This window comes from Serratia sp. TSA_105.2 (assembly GCF_052692115.1).
On sequence record NZ_JBQZFT010000002.1, the window covers coordinates 273019 to 291735 of the forward strand.

19 protein-coding genes and 1 pseudogene are annotated in these 18717 nt (G+C 61.6%); 12 read left to right on the forward strand and 8 right to left on the reverse strand.

The features are described 5' to 3' along the window. Nucleotides 1-2: 2 nt before the first annotated feature. Both ACUTSC_RS07605 and ACUTSC_RS07610 read right to left on the reverse strand, forming a co-directional pair. Nucleotides 3-959: an isoaspartyl peptidase/L-asparaginase gene (locus tag ACUTSC_RS07605; RefSeq protein ID WP_197766563.1), complete on the reverse strand. Its 957-nt coding sequence runs from the start codon at nt 957-959 to the stop codon at nt 3-5. A 358-nt stretch (nt 960-1317) separates the two neighbouring features. Further along, the gene (locus tag ACUTSC_RS07610) at nt 1318-1854 is read right to left on the reverse strand and encodes a DUF924 family protein (RefSeq protein ID WP_060421380.1); all 537 of its coding nucleotides are present in this window, start codon (nt 1852-1854) and stop codon (nt 1318-1320) included. 157 nt (nt 1855-2011) lie between these two features. Between ACUTSC_RS07610 and moeA the strand changes: the two genes are divergently transcribed. Beyond that, nucleotides 2012-3250 (forward strand): molybdopterin molybdotransferase MoeA, encoded by a 1239-nt coding sequence (moeA, locus tag ACUTSC_RS07615; protein ID WP_197766564.1) that lies wholly within the window; start codon nt 2012-2014, stop codon nt 3248-3250. A gap of 2 nt (nt 3251-3252) precedes the next feature. Beyond that, complete coding sequence (gene moeB, locus ACUTSC_RS07620) at nt 3253-4008, forward strand: molybdopterin-synthase adenylyltransferase MoeB (protein WP_197766565.1); 756 nt, start codon at nt 3253-3255, stop codon at nt 4006-4008. Between the two features lie 51 nt (nt 4009-4059). Here the strand turns inward: moeB and ACUTSC_RS07625 are convergent, their stop codons facing one another. Beyond that, nucleotides 4060-5652, reverse strand: coding sequence for an ABC-F family ATPase (locus ACUTSC_RS07625; protein WP_033637709.1), 1593 nt, complete (start codon nt 5650-5652; stop codon nt 4060-4062). Between the two features lie 693 nt (nt 5653-6345). Here ACUTSC_RS07625 and ACUTSC_RS07630 point away from each other — a divergent pair. Further along, on the forward strand, nt 6346-7650 hold the full coding sequence (locus tag ACUTSC_RS07630; RefSeq protein WP_197766566.1) for an MFS transporter: 1305 nt from the start codon (nt 6346-6348) through the stop codon (nt 7648-7650). A 17-nt stretch (nt 7651-7667) separates the two neighbouring features. Here ACUTSC_RS07630 and ACUTSC_RS07635 read toward each other — a convergent pair whose 3' ends face one another. Beyond that, nucleotides 7668-8561, reverse strand: coding sequence for a prolyl oligopeptidase family serine peptidase (locus tag ACUTSC_RS07635; protein ID WP_197773137.1), 894 nt, complete (start codon nt 8559-8561; stop codon nt 7668-7670). Nucleotides 8562-8660: 99 nt separating this feature from the next. Here ACUTSC_RS07635 and ACUTSC_RS07640 point away from each other — a divergent pair. Further along, a pseudogene (locus ACUTSC_RS07640) lies at nt 8661-9070 on the forward strand (hypothetical protein). Here the strand turns inward: ACUTSC_RS07640 and cynR are convergent. Further along, nucleotides 9015-9965, reverse strand: coding sequence for a transcriptional regulator CynR (cynR, locus tag ACUTSC_RS07645; RefSeq protein WP_197766569.1), 951 nt, complete (start codon nt 9963-9965; stop codon nt 9015-9017). The pseudogene ACUTSC_RS07640 and the gene cynR sit on opposite strands and share 56 nt — an antisense overlap. 114 nt (nt 9966-10079) lie before the next feature. Here cynR and ACUTSC_RS07650 point away from each other — a divergent pair, with 114 nt between their 5' ends. The 4 genes from ACUTSC_RS07650 to ACUTSC_RS07665 all read left to right on the forward strand — a co-directional run bounded on the left by ACUTSC_RS07650 (nt 10080) and on the right by ACUTSC_RS07665 (nt 12283). Then, entirely contained in the window at nt 10080-10733 is a 654-nt protein-coding gene (locus ACUTSC_RS07650) for a carbonic anhydrase (protein ID WP_087762194.1), read from the forward strand. A 19-nt stretch (nt 10734-10752) separates the two neighbouring features. After that, entirely contained in the window at nt 10753-11223 is a 471-nt protein-coding gene (cynS, locus tag ACUTSC_RS07655; RefSeq protein ID WP_038880935.1) for a cyanase, read from the forward strand. A 233-nt stretch (nt 11224-11456) separates the two neighbouring features. Continuing rightward, entirely contained in the window at nt 11457-11714 is a 258-nt protein-coding gene (locus tag ACUTSC_RS07660; RefSeq protein WP_004939031.1) for a YjhX family toxin, read from the forward strand. 62 nt (nt 11715-11776) lie between these two features. After that, nucleotides 11777-12283, forward strand: a complete 507-nt coding sequence (locus tag ACUTSC_RS07665; RefSeq protein WP_141958540.1) for a GNAT family N-acetyltransferase — start codon at nt 11777-11779, stop codon at nt 12281-12283. 32 nt (nt 12284-12315) lie between these two features. On the opposite strand, the gene ACUTSC_RS07670 is transcribed toward ACUTSC_RS07665, so the two are convergent. Beyond that, nucleotides 12316-12813 carry an AAA family ATPase gene (locus ACUTSC_RS07670; RefSeq protein ID WP_060440377.1) on the reverse strand — a complete coding sequence of 166 codons (498 nt, stop codon included), beginning with the start codon at nt 12811-12813 and terminating at the stop codon, nt 12316-12318. Between the two features lie 170 nt (nt 12814-12983). Continuing rightward, a complete protein-coding gene (locus ACUTSC_RS07675) occupies nt 12984-13880 on the reverse strand; it encodes a LysR substrate-binding domain-containing protein (RefSeq protein ID WP_197766572.1) in 897 nt (298 codons plus the stop codon). A gap of 132 nt (nt 13881-14012) precedes the next feature. Between ACUTSC_RS07675 and ACUTSC_RS07680 the strand changes: the two genes are divergently transcribed. Further along, nucleotides 14013-14744, forward strand: coding sequence for an isochorismatase family protein (locus ACUTSC_RS07680; RefSeq protein ID WP_197766573.1), 732 nt, complete (start codon nt 14013-14015; stop codon nt 14742-14744). Between the two features lie 31 nt (nt 14745-14775). Here ACUTSC_RS07680 and ACUTSC_RS07685 read toward each other — a convergent pair whose 3' ends face one another. Continuing rightward, nucleotides 14776-15123, reverse strand: a complete 348-nt coding sequence (locus tag ACUTSC_RS07685; protein WP_063988849.1) for an antibiotic biosynthesis monooxygenase family protein — start codon at nt 15121-15123, stop codon at nt 14776-14778. Nucleotides 15124-15290: 167 nt separating this feature from the next. Between ACUTSC_RS07685 and ACUTSC_RS07690 the strand changes: the two genes are divergently transcribed. The 3 genes from ACUTSC_RS07690 (at nt 15291) to phoA (ending at nt 18314) form a co-directional block, all read left to right on the forward strand. Further along, nucleotides 15291-15974, forward strand: a complete 684-nt coding sequence (locus ACUTSC_RS07690) for an ArsR/SmtB family transcription factor (protein WP_445653248.1) — start codon at nt 15291-15293, stop codon at nt 15972-15974. A 74-nt stretch (nt 15975-16048) separates the two neighbouring features. After that, nucleotides 16049-16756 carry a glutathione S-transferase N-terminal domain-containing protein gene (locus ACUTSC_RS07695; protein ID WP_445653249.1) on the forward strand — a complete coding sequence of 236 codons (708 nt, stop codon included), beginning with the start codon at nt 16049-16051 and terminating at the stop codon, nt 16754-16756. Between the two features lie 130 nt (nt 16757-16886). Then, nucleotides 16887-18314: an alkaline phosphatase gene (gene phoA, locus ACUTSC_RS07700; RefSeq protein ID WP_060429775.1), complete on the forward strand. Its 1428-nt coding sequence runs from the start codon at nt 16887-16889 to the stop codon at nt 18312-18314. The last annotated feature ends 403 nt before the right edge of the window (nt 18315-18717 follow it).

The window sequence follows — 18717 nt, forward strand, 5'->3', positions numbered from 1 at the left end:
GCTTAGCGATAAATCCCGACGGACGGCGCATCGCCGACATAACCAAAACCGCGATACATCCCCTCGCAGTTAAACGGCAGCGCGATATTGCCGTGGCGATCGACAGCGATCATGCCGCCGCTGCCGCCCAGTGCAGGCAACTTTTCCATCACCACCCGATCGCTGGCCGCCTGCAGGCTGAGGCCACCGTATTCGATCAGGGCGGAGACGTCATAGGCCGCCACGCCGCGCATGAAGATTTCGCCGGTGCCAGTGCTGGAGACCGCCACGGTGGCGTTGTTGGCATAGCAGCCGGCGCCGATGATCGGCGTGTCGCCCACTCGCCCGGCCTGCTTGTTGGTCATGCCGCCGGTGGAGGTGGCGGCGGCGAGGTTGCCCAGCGCATCCAGCGCCACCGCGCCGACGGTGCCGAATTTGCGATCGGGATCGAGCGGATCGCCGGCCTGCGCCGCGCCGTCGTGATCGAGCAATACCCGGCCCTGCTCCGCCTGGGCGCGGTGCAGCTGATCGAAACGTTCCTGGGTAAAGAAGAAATCGGGGGTGACCATTTCCAGGCCGTGTGCCGCGGCAAACTTCTCGGCGCCTTCGGCGGCAAACAGCACGTGTTCGCTGTTTTCCAGCACTGCGCGCGCCGCCAGCACCGGGTTGCGGATATGGCTGACGCCGGCGACAGCGCCGGCATCGCAGGTGCGGCCGTCCATCACGCAGGCGTCCAGTTCGTGAGTGCCCTGATGGGTAAACACCGAGCCTTTGCCGGCGTTGAACAGCGGGCACTCTTCGAGCAGCCGCACCGCTTCGGTCACCGCGTCCAGCGCACTGCCGCCCTGCGCCAGTATCGCCTGCCCGGCGGCCACGATCTCGGACAGCGCCTGGATATACAGCCGTTCTTTTTCCGCACTCAGCGCCGCCCGGGTAATTGCGCCCGCGCCGCCATGAATGGCAATCACTGGTTTGCTCATTTGCCTGACACCCTGTGTTAATACCGCCGTTGCACAGCGAATAAGCTGAGCGCGGTATCATTATTATTCAGTCTTTTTCGACTCTATTTAGTCCTACAGTGGAAGTACAGCATAACGTCCACGTCCCGCTTTTAGCGTAGTCCGCTTAGACCGTTTCGCACCTTGAAATAGCTTATTGGAATAAAAACAGCAGGTTATAAAAAGTAGCAAACCGCCGATCGTACGGCCGAGATTATTGGTAATTCCGCGTGCGGAAATAGCGGCATGGCGTAAGGAAATAAACGTTCGCGCTGAATAACGCTTATTGCGGCGCCCGGCCTGCTGTTTTTTCCCCGGCCGGGCGCAGATGATCCAACGATTAAAAACCCGATCCAGGCTGTTGTAAAAAGGCCTCTTCTTCCGGCGTGCTGGTGCGCCCCAATATCGCATTGCGATGGGGGTAGCGGCCGAAACGATCGATGATCGCCTTATGGCGCAGCTCGAACTCCAACTGGTCGCCGTTATTGAGCTCGGTGTACAGCACCAGCGCCTGCTGGTGGATCAGCGGCGATTCCGAATGCATGAACGGCAGATAAAGGAAGCCGCGCTGCTCGCGGCTCAGCCGTTCGCACTCGCCGCTGCGGATCGCCTCCTGCGCCAGGATCAGCGCCATGCCGTCGCAGGCGAACGACTGTGGCGTACCGCGAAACAGGTTGCGGCTGAACTGATCGAGCACGATCACCTCCGCCAGGCGCCCTTCGATGGTGTCGCGCCAGTGCGCCAGCTCTCCCGCCGCCGCTGCACGCCAGATTTCGCCGAAACGGCTGTGCAGCAGACGATCGAAATCGTCGTCCTTTTTGAACCACATGATCGGTTCGATCTCGTCGAACCAGAACTCGATAACCTGTTTATGCATCATGATTCTCCTCTGTTTTACGTAGTTTATACCCGATCGCCCCAGCGCCGCAGTGCGAAAGATGGCGGGCATAACCCGTTCTCCCCCCCGGCGTTCTCTGCCATAATACCCGCACTTTGTCGCTATTTTAGCGCCCCCTGATTACGGAGTTCCCTTTATGGATCATTGCCATACTTCCGATCTCATCTCCCTGGAGCAAGCGCTGGAAAAAATGCTCGGGCAGATCGCCCCGCTGCAGCAAACCGAATCCATCGCGCTGACCGCCGCCGCCGGCCGCATCACCGCCGCGCCGGTGGTCTCGCCGCTCGACGTGCCGCCGTTCGCCAACTCGGCGATGGACGGCTATGCGGTGCGCCTCGCCGATCTGGCGGCCAATGCGCCGCTGCCTGTCGCCGGTAAGGCCTTCGCCGGTGCGCCGTTCGACGGCCAATGGCCGGCCAACAGCTGCGTGCGCATCATGACCGGCGCGCCGATCCCCGCCGGGGCGGACGCGGTGGTCATGCAGGAGCAGGCAGAAGTGAGCGACCAGGGCGTGCGTTTTACCGCGCCGGTTGAAGCCGGCCAGAATATCCGCCTGGCGGGTGAAGACATTCGCCGGGGCGCGAGCGTGTTGCCGGCCGGCGTGAAGCTGGGCGCCGCGCAGCTGCCGCTGCTGGCTTCGCTTGGCGTCGCCGAAGTGCTGGTAATGCGTAAGCTGAAGGTGGCGGTGTTCTCCACCGGCGACGAACTGCAGCCGGTCGGCCAGCCGCTGCAGGCGGGCCAAATCTACGACACCAACCGTTTCGCGGTGCGCCTGATGCTGGAACAGCTGGGCTGCGAGGTGCTCGATCTCGGCATTATCCGCGACGATCGCGCTGCGCTGCGCGCCGCATTTGAACGGGCAGACAGCCAGGCCGACGTGGTCATCAGCAGCGGCGGCGTCTCGGTCGGCGAGGCCGACTACACCAAACAGATGCTCGACGAGCTGGGCCAGGTCAGCTTCTGGAAGCTGGCGATCAAACCCGGCAAACCCTTCGCCTTCGGCAAGCTCGGCCACGCCTGGTTCTGCGGTCTGCCGGGCAACCCGGTTTCCGCCGCCCTGACCTTCTACCAGCTGGTGCAACCGCTGTTGGCGAAGCTGGCCGGCCACAGCGACTGGCGCCTGCCGCCGCGCCTGCGGGCGCGCGCATTGACGCCGCTGAAGAAATCGCCGGGCCGCCTCGATTTCCAGCGCGGCGTGTTCAGCAGCAACGCCGCGGGCGAACTGGAGGTCAGCACCACCGGCCACCAGGGCTCGCACGTCTTCAGCTCCTACAGCCAGGGCAACTGTTTCATCGTGCTGGAGCGCGAACGCGGTTCGGTGGCGGTAGGCGAAACGGTGGAGATCGAGCCGTTCAACGCCCTGCTGAGGAGCTGAGCATGCTGCCGGAATTGACCGACGCCGAAGCGCTGCGCTACAACCGCCAGATCGTGCTGCGCGGCTTTGACTTCGACGGCCAGGAGAAGCTGAAGGCCGCCCGCGTGCTGATCGCCGGGCTGGGCGGGCTGGGCTGCGCCGCTGCGCCTTACCTGGCGGCGGCCGGCGTCGGCCATCTGGTGCTGGTGGATTTCGACACCGTCTCGCTCTCCAATCTGCAGCGCCAGATCCTGCACCGCGACGATCGCATCGGCCAGAGCAAAGTCGCCTCCGCCAGGCGGGAACTGAGCGCCATCAACCCGCATATCCGCATCGACGCGATCGACGGCCGTTTGGAAGATGAGGCGGTTGCGGCAGAGATCGCCGCCTGCGATCTGGTGCTGGACTGCACCGACAACGTGGCGGCGCGCGACGCCCTGAACCGCCTGTGCCACGCGCAGCAGAGGCCGCTGGTTTCCGGCGCGGCGATCCGTATGGAAGGCCAGCTCAGCGTGTTCACCTATCAGCCGGGCGAGCCCTGCTACCGCTGCCTGAGCCGGCTGTTCGGCGACAGCGCCCTCACCTGCGTCGAAGCGGGCGTGATGGCGCCGCTGGTCGGCACTATCGGCACCCTGCAGGCGATGGAAGCCATTAAGCTGCTGGCCGAGTATGGTCAGCCGCTGCGCGGCAAGCTGTTGATGTTCGATGCGATGAGCATGCAGTTCCGGGAGATGAAACTGCCGAAGGATCCGCACTGCGAGGTGTGCGGCGGGGAATGACGGATAAAAAAAGGGCGGGATAATTCCCGCCCTGATGCGTTGCCGCGAGGGTTACACGATGCCCTGGCTGCGCAGATAGTCTTCGTAGTTGCCGGTAAAGTCGATCACCTTGTTCGGGGTGATTTCCAGAATCCGGGTTGCCAGCGAGCTGACGAACTCACGGTCGTGGGAGACGAAGATCAGCGTGCCTTCGTACATCTCCAGCGCCATGTTCAGCGATTCGATGGATTCCATATCCAGGTGGTTGGTCGGTTCGTCCATCACCAGAATATTCGGGCGCTGCATCATCAGCTTGCCGAACAGCATGCGGCCCTTCTCACCACCGGACAGCACCTTCACTTTCTTCTTGATGTCGTCCTGGCTGAACAGCAAACGGCCCAGCACGCTGCGCACCGCCTGCTCGTCGTCTTTTTCCTGCTTCCACTGGCTCATCCAGTCGAACACGGTCAGAGTATCGTCGAACTCGTATTCGTGATCCTGCGCGTAGTAACCGATACGGGCGTTTTCCGACCACTTCACGGTGCCGCTGTCCGGCTGCGCGTCGCCCACCAGCGTTTTCAGCAGGGTGGTTTTACCGATGCCGTTGGCGCCCAGCACCGCAACCTTCTCACCCACTTCCACCATCAGGTTCAGCTTGCTGAACAGCGGGCCGTTGTCGAAGCCCTTGGTGAGCGCTTCCACTTCCAGCGCGTTACGGAACAGCTTCTTGTCCTGATCGAAACGGATGAACGGGTTCTGGCGGCTGGAGGCCTTCACTTCTTCCAACTGGATCTTGTCGATCTGGCGGGCGCGCGAGGTGGCCTGCTTGGATTTGGAGGCGTTGGCGCTGAAGCGGCTGACGAACGATTGCAGCTCGTTGATCTGCGCCTTCTTCTTCGCGTTGTCGGCCAGCAGACGTTCACGCGCCTGGGTGGCGGCGGTCATGTATTCGTCGTAGTTGCCCGGATAAACGCGCAGCTCGCCGTAGTCCAGATCCGCCATGTGGGTGCAGACCATGTTCAGGAAGTGACGGTCGTGCGAGATGATGATCATGGTGCTGTTGCGTTCGTTCAGCACCTGCTCCAGCCAGCGAATGGTATCGATGTCCAGGTTGTTCGTCGGTTCGTCGAGCAGCAGGATTTCCGGATCGGAGAACAGCGCCTGCGCCAGCAACACGCGCAGCTTCCAACCCGGCGCGATTTCGCTCATCGGGCCGTAGTGCTGTTCCACCGGAATACCGACGCCAAGCAGCAGTTCGCCGGCACGCGCTTCGGCGGTGTAACCGTCCATCTCGCCGTAGGCGACTTCCAGATCGGCCACTTTATAGCCGTCTTCTTCGCTCATCTCCGCCATGGCATAGATGCGGTCGCGCTCTTCCTTCACCGCCCACAGCTCGGTGTGGCCCATGATCACGGTGTCCAGCACGCTGTATTGTTCGAAGGCAAACTGATCCTGACGCAGTTTACCCAGACGCTCGTTCGGATCGAGGAACACGTTGCCGCCGGTCGGCGCCAAATCGCCGCCGAGGATTTTCATAAAGGTGGACTTGCCGCAGCCGTTGGCGCCGATCAGGCCGTAACGGTTGCCGCCGCCGAATTTGACAGAGATGTTTTCAAACAACGGCTTGCTGCCGAACTGCATGGTGATGTTGTTGGTGCTTAACACAGCGCTCGCTCTTTATACATAGGGAATGTGATTTGGCGCGCATTATGCCACAACGGGGTGCAGAGATCGCGGGAAGTTTTGGTGACATTTTGAGCGGCGCCGACGGATGAATCATACCTGCGTTGGATAATACCGATGAAAGTCACGGGGAGGCTTCGCTCAGCAAACCATACAATAGCTCGAACAAATTCACAAAACATATTAATTATCGGGATTAATTAAAATAAAAAATGAAATACATTCTCGCCAGATACCGCACCAGGTAAGAATAAATCGCACCTGAATACCTCTTGAGAATCATTGATACAGTCAACACACTTCTATTTAATTCTATTTCTTGCCGACTATCGCCACATATTCTGCTATACGCGATATTTTGTGACCGCCTTCTTAAATGCCAGGGGTTTTTCGATGATTAATGCGCGACAGCTCACTAAATCGGCACTAAACCACCTCACTACCACACGTCATAAATTCAAAAAAAACATATAAATACAAAAAGTTAAAAAAATCAAACCAGCATTATCCCGTTAATCGCCCTCATATTGCATAGAATTGTACATACAAGTATATGTAAACGTGACGTTGCCATTTTGTTGGCGTTTCGGGTCTCGGTTATCGCCGCACCAGATAACGCCGTCTGTGGCCAGAAAATAATAACAACACACCGTCCACCTATCGCGAGAGATAACGATGAACACTGCTGAAAAAACCTTGCCCAAAAGCCAAACGGCGGAGAAAAGCGCGGTAAAATACAAAGTCATTGTCGGTGCCAGCCTGGGCAACGGCCTGGAGATTTTCGACTTCACCGTGTACAGCTTCTTTGCCGCCATCATCGGCAAACTCTATTTTCCCAGCGACAGCGCCTACGGCTCTTTGTTGATGTCGGTGGCGGTGTTCGGCGTCGGCTTTATCATGCGCCCGCTGGGCAGCATGGTGCTGGGCGCCTATGCCGACCGGGTCGGCCGCAAGGCCGCCATGCTGATGACCATCGTGCTGATGGGCGTCGGCACCGCCCTGATTGCCTTCGCGCCAACCCATGCGCAAATCGGCGTTCTGGCACCGGTGCTGATCGTAGTCGGCCGCCTGATTCAGGGCTTCGCCGCCGGCGGTGAAGTGGGCTCAGCGACCACGCTACTGCTGGAGTCCGCCGGGGCCAATCAGCGCGGCTTTTTCGTCAGTTGGCAGGCCATCAGCCAGGGCGTCAGCGCCCTGCTCGGCGCCTCTTGCGGGCTGGCGCTCACCTATTTTCTGTCGGAAGAGGCGCTGTATGCCTGGGGCTGGCGCGTGCCGTTCATCATCGGCCTGCTGATCATTCCGGTCGGCGTCTATATCCGTAAGCACCTGGAAGAGACCTACAGCGGCGAACAGCCGGATCGTGCGCGGGTACCGCTGAATCCGGTATGGGATCTGGTGAGCAACCATGCTAAAGACCTATTGCTGGGGGTGCTGGTCATCATGTCCGGCACCGTGATGGTTTATGTGGTTCTGCTTTACATGCCGACCTACATGATGCAGACCTACCACATCGCCGGCCCGACTGCCTATCTGTTCAGCTGTATCGCCTCCGTGGTGCAAATCGTGGCGGTCTATTACGCCGGGCGCTATGTCGATCGGATCCAGAATTACAAAAGGCCGCTGCTGTTCTCGATCTTTGCGGCGTTGATCCTGATTTACCCGACCTTCTGGTTCCTCAGCGCCACGCAAACCCTGTGGCTGGCGATCGTCTTCCGCATCCTGCTGATCGGCGCGCTAGGCATCAACATGCTGGCCAGCACCATGCTGATCGTCTCGGCGCTGCCGCGCCACGTGCGCGCCACCGGCACCTCGATGATTTACGCCTTCGGCGTGACGCTGTTCGGCGGCTCGGCGCAGCTGATCGTCACCTGGCTGCTGGAGACCAGCGGCAACCCGCTGGCGCCGGCGTGGTACGTGACCGGCATGCTGACCGTCAGTCTGATTGCCACTCTGCTGTTCCAGGAGCGCCACACCGAGTAAGGCCCCCGGGTGGCCGGTCAGCGCAGTTGCTTCTCCAGCCACGCGCGCATGTCCACCACCACCCGCGCCATCTCGCTGGTGCCATTTTCGCGCCGCATCACATGGTCCAATCCAGCGTAATTGACATAGGTAATGTTCGTTTTGCCGTCGGCCCGCAATTCGCCGATCATATTGTCGACCGCACCTGGCGAAACGGCGCGATCCTGGTCGCCCTGCACGATCAGCACCGGCGTCTTGATGCTGCGCAGGGTGGCGAGTTGATCGATGTTCAGCATGCCATGCCACCAGTCATAGCCATGATCGCTGGCGTTCAGGGGGAACGGCGGCGCCGTCATCACCTGCTGTAAAAATGCGTTCAGCCCGGCCACCTCTTCCTTCGGCGCGCCGGCAGCGCTGTGGCGCACGTCGTCGATAAACCGGCGCCCGCCACCGCTGAACGCGAGGGTGGCGTCAATCCGGCCCGAGGAGGCCGTCACCAGATTGGCGATCACCGCCCCTTCGCTGCCTCCCAGCACCACGACCTTTTGATAGCCGTTGCGCGCAATCACCGCCTGCAGCGCCTGGGTGACATCACTCACCCGCCGCTGCGGCGTGTCATGCTGCACAAAAGCATCCGGGCAATCCTGCCGCGGGACTTCTTCGCGGTACGGCAACCGGTCGTCGATGCCGTATTTCTCCACCGTCAGCAGGTCTGCGGCGGGTAACACCTGCCGCAACGGCGCCAGCAGGCGGATATGCCGCACGCTGTTGCAATCCGATCCTTGCAGGATCACCAACAGCGCCGCCGACGATTGCCCGGGTACCGCGGCGTCCAGATAGTAATGAATACTCGAACCGTCTTCCCTGGGCAGCATCAGCGCCGCAGGTTGCGCCATCGCCAGCCCGCTCCACAGCGCCAAAGCGCTCAGCATCCCCTCATTACTTGCTCCTCTTCCCTGTTACGTTCGGTTAAGTCGCCTTTTCTGGTCTACGCTTCATGCCAACCACTTTTCTGACAGGGAAGCGCTACCATGCCGCACCTCTATAACACCGCGCTGCTGATCGGCGCGGCGCTGAGCGCCATCGCCGCGCTGCTGCATATCTGGGTGATCGCCGCCGGGCCGCGCGGCTACCGGCTATGCGGCGCCGGCGAACGCTTCATTAAGGCGGCGGAAGCGGGTAAAAAGTTCCCGGCCGTCGTCACCGCCGGTATCACGCGGTGCTGTTTATTTGGGCGCTGTATGCGCTTTCCGGCGCGGGCCTGATCGCACCGCTGCCGCTGCTGCGTCCCGCGCTGTTTATCATTACCTTCATCTACCTGCTGCGCGGCGTCGCCGGCCCCTTCGCACTGCGCGATACCGGCCGCAGCCAGCGCTTTATCGTCGTCAGCTCGCTGATTTGCCTCGGCTTCGGGCTGGTGCATCTGCTGGGGATGACGTAGCGCTGGGGGGCGTTGGCGTAACGCCCTGTTCCTGCAAGACGGCAATAAACGCCTGCGCGGCGGCGCTGCGGTAGGCGCCTTTGCGCTGCAGCCACACTGCCTGCCGCACCGGCATGGCGTTGGCCAATGCCACTTTTTTCAACTGCCGGTTCTCGCGCGCAATGGCGGCCGGCAGCAGCGTGGCGAGCTGCCCGCGCCGCACGATCTCGACGATGGCGCCCAGCGCGTTGGCCTCCACCGCCACCTGCGGCCGAAATCCCAGCTGCGTGCAGTAGCGATCGATAAACTGGCGCGTGGCGAAGTCGCCGCTCAGCAAAGCCAGCGGCAGATGTTGCCACTCCGCCAACGTCAGCGGCCGGCGATGCACCGCCAGGGGATGGTCGGCGCCGACCATCAGCTCCAGCGTCTCACAGAACAACGCCGCCGCTTCCACCTCCGCCGACTGCGCCATCTCGAAGGCGATCCCCAGATCCAGCCGATCCTGCGCCAGCAGCACCTCAATTCGCTCTTGCGCCATCTCCTCAACGCTCAGCGTAATCCCCGGATAGCGGCGGTAGAACGCATCGATCGCCGGCCCCACCAGATAGGCGGTGAAGGTCGGCGTCATCGCCAGCCGCAAATGGCCGCGCGCCAGCGTCGCCACGTCATGGATCGCCCGCGCGCCGGCGTCCAGATCCTGCAGCGCCAAGCGCGCATAGCGCATCCACGCCTCACCGGCGTCGGTCAGGCGCACGGCTCTGCCGCTGCGATCGAACAGCGGCGCCCCCAATGTGTCTTCCAACTGCTTGATCTGTTGAGACAGCGTCGGTTGCGAGACGTGCAGCGCTTCGGCGGCGCGGGTAAAGTTGCCCTGTTCGGCAACGGCCAGAAAATAACGGATGTGTCGCAGCAGCATAGCGCCCCAGCTATTAGTAAAACCTATAACCGGCATTATAAATGGGTCTTAGACCCTATAGCCAGAAGCGTTCATCATGCCGCCATCGCATAACGACACCCAATGGAGAAACGGATGAAAGAGGTGATTGAAGGCTTCCTGAAGTTCCAGCGCGAAGCCTTTGTTGAACGCACGGCGCTGTTTCAGCAGTTGGCGACCCGCCAAAACCCGCGCACCCTGTTTATCTCATGTTCCGACAGCCGCCTGGTACCGGAGCTGGTCACCCAGCGCGAGCCGGGCGATCTGTTCGTGATCCGCAACGCCGGTAACATCGTGCCTTCTTTCGGCCCAGAACCCGGCGGGGTTACCGCCTCGGTCGAGTACGCCGTCGCCGCGCTGGGCGTGGAAGATATCGTGATCTGCGGCCATTCCGACTGCGGCGCGATGACCGCCATCGCCACCTGCCAGTGCCTGGATCACCTGCCGACGGTCGCCGGCTGGCTGCGTTACGCCGATTCCGCGAAGGCGGTCAATCAGGCTTATCCGCACGCCTCCGACGAGGCCCGGGTCGCGTCGATGGTGCGCGAAAACGTCATCGCCCAGCTCAACAACATCAAAACGCACCCTTCCGTCGCCCTGGCGTTGGATCAGGGTCGCCTGACGCTGCACGGCTGGGTCTATGACATCGCCAGCGGCGCTATCGAGGCGCTGGACGGCGAAACCCGCCGCTTCGTGCCGCTCGCCACCCATCCCGACGTGACCGCCACCCCGGCGATCGCCCGTTTTTAAGCCAACAAAAGGAGCTAACATGACACACTCTCTGCATAACGCCGCCCCGCGCGAAGCGCTCACTGACACCATTATGGCCGCCAAGATCCGCCATAACCTGACGTTCGACGCGCTGGCCGAGGGCACCGGTCTCAGCCTGGCGTTCGTCACCGCCGCGCTGCTGGGGCAGCATGCGCTGCCGGAACCGGCGGCGCGCACGGTAGCGGCCAAGCTGGGGCTGGACGAAGAGGCGGTGCTGCTGCTGCAAACCATCCCGCTGCGCGGCAGCATTCCTGGCGGCGTGCCGACCGATCCGACCATTTATCGCTTCTATGAAATGCTGCAGGTTTACGGCTCCACGCTGAAAGCGCTGGTGCACGAGCAGTTCGGCGACGGCATCATCAGCGCCATCAACTTCAAGCTGGATATCAAAAAGGTCGCCGATCCGGACGGTGGTGAACGCGCGGTGATCACCCTGGACGGCAAATACCTGCCGACCAAGCCTTTCTGATTGGCCTTGCGCCGGCGGCCCGCGCCGCCGGCAAATTGACAGCCAACCGGCCATTGGCTACATTATCTGCGCTGAAACGCCGCCCTGGCGTTTTTCACTGCCCGAGGCCTGTATGTTGGAGATTGTAACCACCCGATAGTCGCTTCCTTGCCGTATGGCGAGGGACTCTGACGTATCCGACGCGCGTTTGCGCGGGGATGCGCGTATCTGGGGTTATTACAGGATCTCCCAACATGAACATTTCCAAAGCGGAACAACGCGTGCTGCACGTGTTGGCCAAAGGAGGCTATATCGCCTTCACCCGCAACGACGCCGGTCGCGTCACCCACGTCGAATGCTACACCCGCGAAGGGCTCGGCCTGGCCGACTGCTCGCTGGCCGTCTTCACCAAACTCAAAACCAAACGCCTGATCCTCTCTCGCCAGGGGCGCCCTTATCGCGTCACCTTCGCCGGGCTCAAGGCCGTGCGTGCGCAGCTGGATAACCGTTAATCATCGATACCGGCCGGGCAGGTAGCCCGGTCGGCTCAGCCTTATTTAATCAGGATACAACCATGAACATCACTTTACGCCACGAAACGCCGGCCGACGTCGGCGCCATCGCCACCCTGACCGCCGCCGCGTTCCTGCATGCCGAACACAGCAGCCACACCGAGCAGTTTATCGTCAACGCGCTGCGCGCGGCAGGCGCTCTCACCCTGTCGCTGGTCGCTGAGCACAATGGTACACCGATCGGGCACGCGTCCGTCTCGCCGGTCATACTCAGCAACGGCACCGCCGGTTGGTACGGGCTGGCGCCGGTGTCGGTGCTGCCAGCCAGTCAGAGCCGGGGGATCGGCAGCCGGCTGATCCGCCAGCTATTGGCCGAACTGCAGGAACGGCACGCCGCAGGCTGCGTGGTGCTGGGCGATCCGAACTATTACGGCCGTTTCGGCTTCCAGGCGCAGACCGCGCTGACCCTGCCGGGCGTGCCGCAAGACTACTTCCGCGCCATCGCCTTCCAGGGCGCGCTGCCGTGTGCGGAAGTCGCCTTCCACAACGCGTTTAACGCCGAATCCTAACCTTGTTGCCGGCGCCGTCATGGCGCCGGTTTTCAGTTCTGTTCGCCATAACGCAAAACGGTCATCCCTTCCTCTTCCGCCGGGGGAACAAAGTACTGTGCCAGGCGCTCAAACTCCGCTTCGCTCAGTGTAAACGGGTGCTCGCCGCGCGCGTTTCTCAGCGTTATCCGGCTCAGGCACTGCGCATGGCTGACGTCGAGAAAATGCAGGCAGTGCGCGACGCCGGCCTCCTCCGCCAACGCTTTGGCCCAGCGCCGCCTGTCCGGCGTATTCATCGGGAAATCGAGCGCCACGGACCAGCCGCCGCGCAGCAGCTGAACGAGGTGCCCGCCCAGCGCCCGCCGTAACCGTTCGGAACAGCGCGCATAGTCTTGCAGGCTGGCCATCTCCTGTTCATACAGTGTCGCCAGCCACGCATCTTCGACCAGCAACAGCGTTTGCGGTTGCTGTGCCAAACGCTGCGCCAGCGTCGATTTGCCTGCGCCGGCCTTGCCGCACATCAGGTGTAAAACTGCAGGGTAGGTTTTCATGACGTTCTCCGGTCGTTGCCGGAGGGGGATAAAAAAACCCGCCTTGCCGGCGGGTTTTTTATTGGCGACACACGCGCTATCCCACCACACGAAGCATGGTGATAATAATTTGCGCGAATGGTCGGTAAGATTTTTTCATAGCTAATGAATATGACAACCGTGCGCCGTTGTCAATTCGCCGTCATCAATCCCTGTTCTCGCACAAACTCGGTGAATAAACTCACTTTCTGCTGCACATGCCGGCGCGTCGGGTAAACCGCGAAGACCTGATGCACTTCGGCAATCTGTTCAGGAAACAGCCGCACCAGCCTGCCGGCGGCGATTTCGGGATCCGCCACGAACGACGGCAGCGAACCGATGCCCAATCCCGCCACCAGCATATCCCGCAGCATCAGGCTGTTGTTGGCGATCAACCGGGGAATGAACGTCACGCTCAAGCTCTCCTCGCCGGCGGTGAACTGCCACTGCCCCGGCCGTTCCGCCAGGGAATAGGCCAGACAGCTGTGCCGCTGCAAGTCATTCGGCGTTTGCGGCACGCCGTGCTGCGCCAAATAGCCGGGCGCGGCGCAAATTCGCTGGTGCACTTCACCCAGCGCCCGGGCGCTGAGGGAAGAATCCGGCAGCCGTCGGCGAATGCGCAAGGAAATATCGAAGCCGGCCGCCACCACGTCCAATACCCTGTCGTCCAGCGTCAGCTCCACCTGCAGCTGCGGGTAACGTTGCATAAACGGCGGCAGCAGCGGCGACAGCACCGTCAGGCCGAACGAAAGCGGCGCATTGACCCGCAGCGTGCCGGAGACCTGCTGCACGCTGGCGGCAACCGTCTGCTCCAGCGCGTCGAACTCGCCGAGCAATCGGCAGGCTTCCTGGTAATAGAGCTGCCCGGCTTCGGTCAGGCTCATGCTGCGGGTGGTGCGTACCAGCAACAATGTCCCCAACCGGTTCTCCAACTGTTTAATCTGCTTGCTCAACGCCGCCGGCGTGATCGCCAGATCCTCCGCCGCCTTATAGAAACTGTTGCGCTCAACCACGCGGCGAAAGGCGCGCATCGTCAGTAGCACGTCCATATTATGTCCTACAAGTTAATTATTAATTCAATAAACCATAGATTATTAACCTCAACAACCTCAGTAGACTTTATTCAACCACTCCCCTGAATGGGAAGTGAATTTAATCTGCTGATAAATATGGAGTTAATAATGAAAAAGACCCTGTTCGCATTGATGCTCGGCCTGAGCGCCGCCACCGCCCCCGTCGCCGGGCTGGCGCAATCCCCCGCCGCCGACAGCCGCCAGGCGGGTTATGTGCAACCGCTGACCGCCGACAACAGTCTGCTGCTGCTGGTCGATCTGCAGGACATGTTCGGCATGACCATTTCCTCTATCGACCAAACCAATCTGGTGAATAACGCCGCCGGTATCGCCAAGGCCGCCAAGGTGTTCAACGTGCCGACCATTCTGGCCTCGGCTAACGCCAAAAGCTTCGCCGGGCCGGTATTCCAGCCGGTGACGCAGGCACGCCCGGACCTGCAGGTGTACGATCGCACCGCCATCAACGTCTGGCAGGATCGGCGCGTGGTGGATCTGATCAAACAATCCGGCCGCAAGAAAATCATCATCGGCGGGCTGTGGACCGCCAGCTGCGTGATGCTGCCGGCGCTGTCTGCCCTGGGCGAGGGTTATGAGGTTTATATCCTGTCGGACGTCACCGGCGACATTACGCCAGACAGCCAAAACAACGCCATGCAGCGTCTGATACAGGCGGGCGCCACCCCTATCAACTGGGTGGCATTAATGCTGGAATGGCAGCAGGACTGGAGCCGCAAAGCCACGGCGGGAGGCGTATTGCAGATCGCCCGCGACCACGGCGCCGCCTGGGGGATGGGCGCCAGCTACGCCGGAGCAATGAAAGTGGGCAGCGAAGCGAAATAGCAGACGAAAGCCCGCCGCCGGCGGGCTTTTTTCAGGTGTGGTGATAGCAACGGCTATCCTGTGGCGCCTGATCGCGACTCTCCAGCCCGTAGTCCCGCACCACCTCCGCCACCCGCAGCCGATACTGCGCCAGCACCTCGCCACGGCCGCGCGCCTGCGCCGCCCGGTGCTGCTCGAGATTGCGCCACTGCTGCACCGCCGCCTCGTCGCGCCAGAAGGAGAGCGACAGCAGGCGCGCAGGATCGGCCAGGCTTTGAAAACGCTCGATGGAAATGAATCCGTCGATCTGCGCCAGCAGCGGCTTCAGCTCCGCCGCCAGCGCCAAATAGGTATCGCGCTGCCCGTCGGCGGCCTGCAGTTCAAAAATCACGGCGATCAATATCGTTTCCTCTCAACGGTAACATTCAGGTGCGCGCACATTGTAGCCATCGCACCGATTCTAACGCCCGCTCATCAATATCCAGCGAACACAGACGCACAGGCCCAGAGTGCGATAACCACAGGCTAGCAATGGACGCGCAGTCATACTTCGTCTAACCTCGAAGTATGCATAACATCGACATCGAAGATCGTTTCGCGGCGCTGAGCGCCGCCATCGCCGACCGCACCCGGGCGCGCATGCTGTGCCTGTTGATGGACGGGCGCGCCTACACCGCCACCGAGCTCAGCGCGGCGGTCGAGGTCGCCCCGTCCACCGCCAGCGCGCATCTGGCGAAACTGCTGGAACAGCGGCTGATCGCCTGCGTCAAACAGGGGCGCTATCGCTATTTCCGGCTGGCCGGTCAGCCGGTGGCCGACGCGCTGGAAGGCCTGATGGCGCTGGCGGGCGTACCACGCCCGTCGGTGAAAAGCAGCACGCCCACCACGCTGCAATATGCTCGCACCTGCTACGACCATATGGCGGGCGAGGTGGCGGTAAAGCTGCACGATCGGCTACATGCGCTGAACTGGCTGGTCGGTGAAGAAGACTACCGGTTAAGCGACGCCGGTCAGGCCGCGCTGACGCGGTTAGGCGTCGATTGCTCCCCCGCCCCCACCCGCCGCCGTTTCGCCTGCGGCTGTCTGGACTGGAGCGAACGCCGTTCTCACCTCGGCGGCGCGCTGGGCGCCGCGCTGTTGGTCGCCTTTATTCAACGCGGCTGGATCGTGCGCCAACTCGACAGCCGCGAGCTGCAGCTGACCCCCGCCGGTAAAAAAGCGCTGGCCGCACATTTTGACCTCACGGTGTAACCCGGCGGCGGGGTAGTTTTACTGCAATACTCAAAGGGTACGCTTAAGCGCCCCCGCCAACCCGAGGAGTTTCCATGCTCGATTCCACCCAATTCCCGATCGTCAAACGCTGGCCGGCTCAGCACCCGGAACGGCTGCAGCTCTATTCCCTGCCGACGCCGAACGGTGTCAAAGTGTCCATCATGCTGGAAGAGATCGGCCTGCCCTATGAGGCGCACCTGATCGACATCGGCAACAACGAAACCTGGACGCCGGAATTTCTGGCGCTGAACCCGAACGGCAAGATCCCGGCGATCATCGATCCCGATGGCCCCGGCGGCCGGCCACTGCCGCTGTTCGAATCCGGCGCCATTCTGCTCTACCTGGCGGAAAAGAGCGTCCGTTTCCTGCCGCAGGATCCGGCGCAGCGTTACGAAACCATTCAGTGGGTGTTCTTCCAGATGGCCGCCGTCGGCCCGATGTTCGGCCAGCTCGGTTTCTTCCACAAATTCGCCGGGCGCGAGTATGAAGACAAACGGCCGCTGGAGCGCTACAAGAACGAATCGAAACGCCTGCTCGGCGTGCTGGAAACGCGCCTGGAGGGCCGCGACTGGATCATGGGCGCGGACTACACCATCGCCGATATCTCGCTGCTGGGCTGGGTGCGTAACCTGATCGGCTTTTATGAGGCCCGCGAGCTGGTGGAGTTCGACAGTTTCCCCCGCGTCGCGCAGTGGCTGGAGCGCGGTCTGGCGCGGCCGGCAGTGCAGCGTGGGCTGGCTATCCCGGCGCGCGCGGCCTGACGCCAAACGGGGTGGCCGCCGGGCCATCCCGTCTCTCGCTGTCATAAAATTGTCATCCCCCTGCTCTACTCTCCTTACGTAACAATTTGATGTTATTTACATTGTTGTATTACGACAAGGAGCTTACCCCATGCAACCTGCTGTATCCCTGATCGCCGGCGCCGTGCTGTCCGCCCTGCTCTGTTCCTCCGCCATCGCGGCGGAAACCTCGGCCAATGTCGATGGCCTGACCGAGCGCGCCGCGCGCGGCACCCTCACCGAGCCGGGCGGCGCCCGTCGCCTGGCCGGCGATCAGACCGCCGCGCTGAAGGCGTCGCTGTCGGACAAAACGGTGAAAAACGTGATCCTGCTGATCGGCGACGGCATGGGGGATTCCGAGATCACCGCCGCGCGTAACTACGCCGAAGGCGCAGGCGGTTACTTCAAGGGCATCGACGCTCTGCCGCTGACCGGGCAATACACCCACTACTCGCTGGACAAGAAAACCCACAAACCGGATTACGTGACCGACTCCGCCGCCTCCGCCACCGCCTGGGCCACCGGGGTGAAAACCTATAACGGCGCGCTCGGCGTGGACGTGAACGGCAAAGACCAGCCAACGCTGCTGGAGATCGCCAAGGCGGCCGGCAAGGCCACCGGCAACGTCTCCACCGCCGAACTGCAGGACGCCACGCCGGCGGCGCTGGTGTCGCACGTCACCTCGCGCAAATGCTACGGCCCGGAGGAAACCAGCGAGAAATGCGCCGCTAACGCGCTGGAAAACGGCGGCCGCGGCTCCATCACCGAGCAGCTGCTGAAAACCCGCGCCGACGTCACGCTGGGCGGCGGCGCGAAGTCCTTCAACCAACTGGCGAAAAGCGGCGAATGGCAAGGAAAATCGCTGAAGGACCAGGCGGCAGCGCAGGGTTACCAGTGGGTGAGCAACGCGGATGAACTGCAGGCCGTTACCCTGGCCAATCAGCAAAAACCGCTGCTGGGCCTGTTCGCCGACGGCAACATGCCGGTGCGCTGGCTGGGGCCGAAAGCCAGCTATCACGGCAACCTCGACAAGCCGGCGGTAACCTGCGAAAACAACCCGGCGCGCACCGCGGCCACGCCAACGCTGGCGGCGATGACCGAAAAAGCGATCGCGCTGCTGAAAGACAACCCGAACGGTTTCTTCCTGCAGGTAGAGGGCGCGTCGATCGATAAGCAGGATCACGCCGCCAACCCGTGCGGGCAGATTGGTGAAACCGTCGATCTGGACGAAGCGGTGCAAAAAGCGCTGGCCTTCGCCCGCGCCGACGGCAACACGCTGGTGATCGTCACCGCCGACCACGCGCACTCCAGCCAGATTGTCGCCGCCGACGCCAAAGCGCCGGGCCTGACCCAGACCTTGACCACCAAAGACGGCGCGCCAATGACCCTGAGCTACGGCAACTCGGAAGAAGAATCGCAGGGGCACACCGGCACCCAGCTGCGCGTCGCGGCCTACGGCCCGCACGCCGCCAACGTGGTGGGGTTGACCGATCAGACCGATCTGTTCTTCACCATGCGCGATGCGATGGGCATCAAGTAACCACCTTGTGAATCCTGGCCGCCCGTAGCGGCGGCCATTTATTATGGGTTACCGATGTATATTTGCAATTTAACCGCAATTATTGTGTGATAACGAAATAACGTTTAATCGCGCGACAATTAGCCCCTGAAAATAACGCGGTTATACGCCCTTTCCCCCCTATCTGTTTATTCCTGCGGCAGCAACCGGCCTATTTTTGCTTATATTCATTTTTTTTAGTTACAAAAGTAGTTTTTAACATTCTCGCAAACAATAATACCCCGCCAGTAACGTGAACCGATCAATTTGCATCCGGACGGCCTGCAATAGTTCACTTTTCGTTAAAAACCCTATTAACAAAAAGGCATTATCGCTGCCTATCGGCTCACGCCGGGCGGTCGGCTTCACTATTTTCCAGGGTAAC

What these genes read in the sequence shown, in the direction of transcription:
- ACUTSC_RS07670 (WP_060440377.1), bottom strand. Translation starts at nt 12,813, where the DNA reads ATGAAAACCTACCCTGCAGTTTTACACCTGATGTGCGGCAAGGCCGGC.
- ACUTSC_RS07605 (WP_197766563.1), bottom strand. Translation starts at nt 959, where the DNA reads ATGAGCAAACCAGTGATTGCCATTCATGGCGGCGCGGGCGCAATTACC.
- ACUTSC_RS07665 (WP_141958540.1), top strand. Translation starts at nt 11,777, where the DNA reads ATGAACATCACTTTACGCCACGAAACGCCGGCCGACGTCGGCGCCATC.
- ACUTSC_RS07675 (WP_197766572.1), bottom strand. Translation starts at nt 13,880, where the DNA reads ATGGACGTGCTACTGACGATGCGCGCCTTTCGCCGCGTGGTTGAGCGC.
- cynS (WP_038880935.1), top strand. Translation starts at nt 10,753, where the DNA reads ATGACACACTCTCTGCATAACGCCGCCCCGCGCGAAGCGCTCACTGAC.
- ACUTSC_RS07635 (WP_197773137.1), bottom strand. Translation starts at nt 8,561, where the DNA reads ATGCTGAGCGCTTTGGCGCTGTGGAGCGGGCTGGCGATGGCGCAACCT.
- ACUTSC_RS07680 (WP_197766573.1), top strand. Translation starts at nt 14,013, where the DNA reads ATGAAAAAGACCCTGTTCGCATTGATGCTCGGCCTGAGCGCCGCCACC.
- ACUTSC_RS07610 (WP_060421380.1), bottom strand. Translation starts at nt 1,854, where the DNA reads ATGCATAAACAGGTTATCGAGTTCTGGTTCGACGAGATCGAACCGATC.
- phoA (WP_060429775.1), top strand. Translation starts at nt 16,887, where the DNA reads ATGCAACCTGCTGTATCCCTGATCGCCGGCGCCGTGCTGTCCGCCCTG.
- moeB (WP_197766565.1), top strand. Translation starts at nt 3,253, where the DNA reads ATGCTGCCGGAATTGACCGACGCCGAAGCGCTGCGCTACAACCGCCAG.
- ACUTSC_RS07630 (WP_197766566.1), top strand. Translation starts at nt 6,346, where the DNA reads ATGAACACTGCTGAAAAAACCTTGCCCAAAAGCCAAACGGCGGAGAAA.
- ACUTSC_RS07695 (WP_445653249.1), top strand. Translation starts at nt 16,049, where the DNA reads ATGCTCGATTCCACCCAATTCCCGATCGTCAAACGCTGGCCGGCTCAG.
- cynR (WP_197766569.1), bottom strand. Translation starts at nt 9,965, where the DNA reads ATGCTGCTGCGACACATCCGTTATTTTCTGGCCGTTGCCGAACAGGGC.
- moeA (WP_197766564.1), top strand. Translation starts at nt 2,012, where the DNA reads ATGGATCATTGCCATACTTCCGATCTCATCTCCCTGGAGCAAGCGCTG.
- ACUTSC_RS07660 (WP_004939031.1), top strand. Translation starts at nt 11,457, where the DNA reads ATGAACATTTCCAAAGCGGAACAACGCGTGCTGCACGTGTTGGCCAAA.
- ACUTSC_RS07690 (WP_445653248.1), top strand. Translation starts at nt 15,291, where the DNA reads ATGCATAACATCGACATCGAAGATCGTTTCGCGGCGCTGAGCGCCGCC.
- ACUTSC_RS07650 (WP_087762194.1), top strand. Translation starts at nt 10,080, where the DNA reads ATGAAAGAGGTGATTGAAGGCTTCCTGAAGTTCCAGCGCGAAGCCTTT.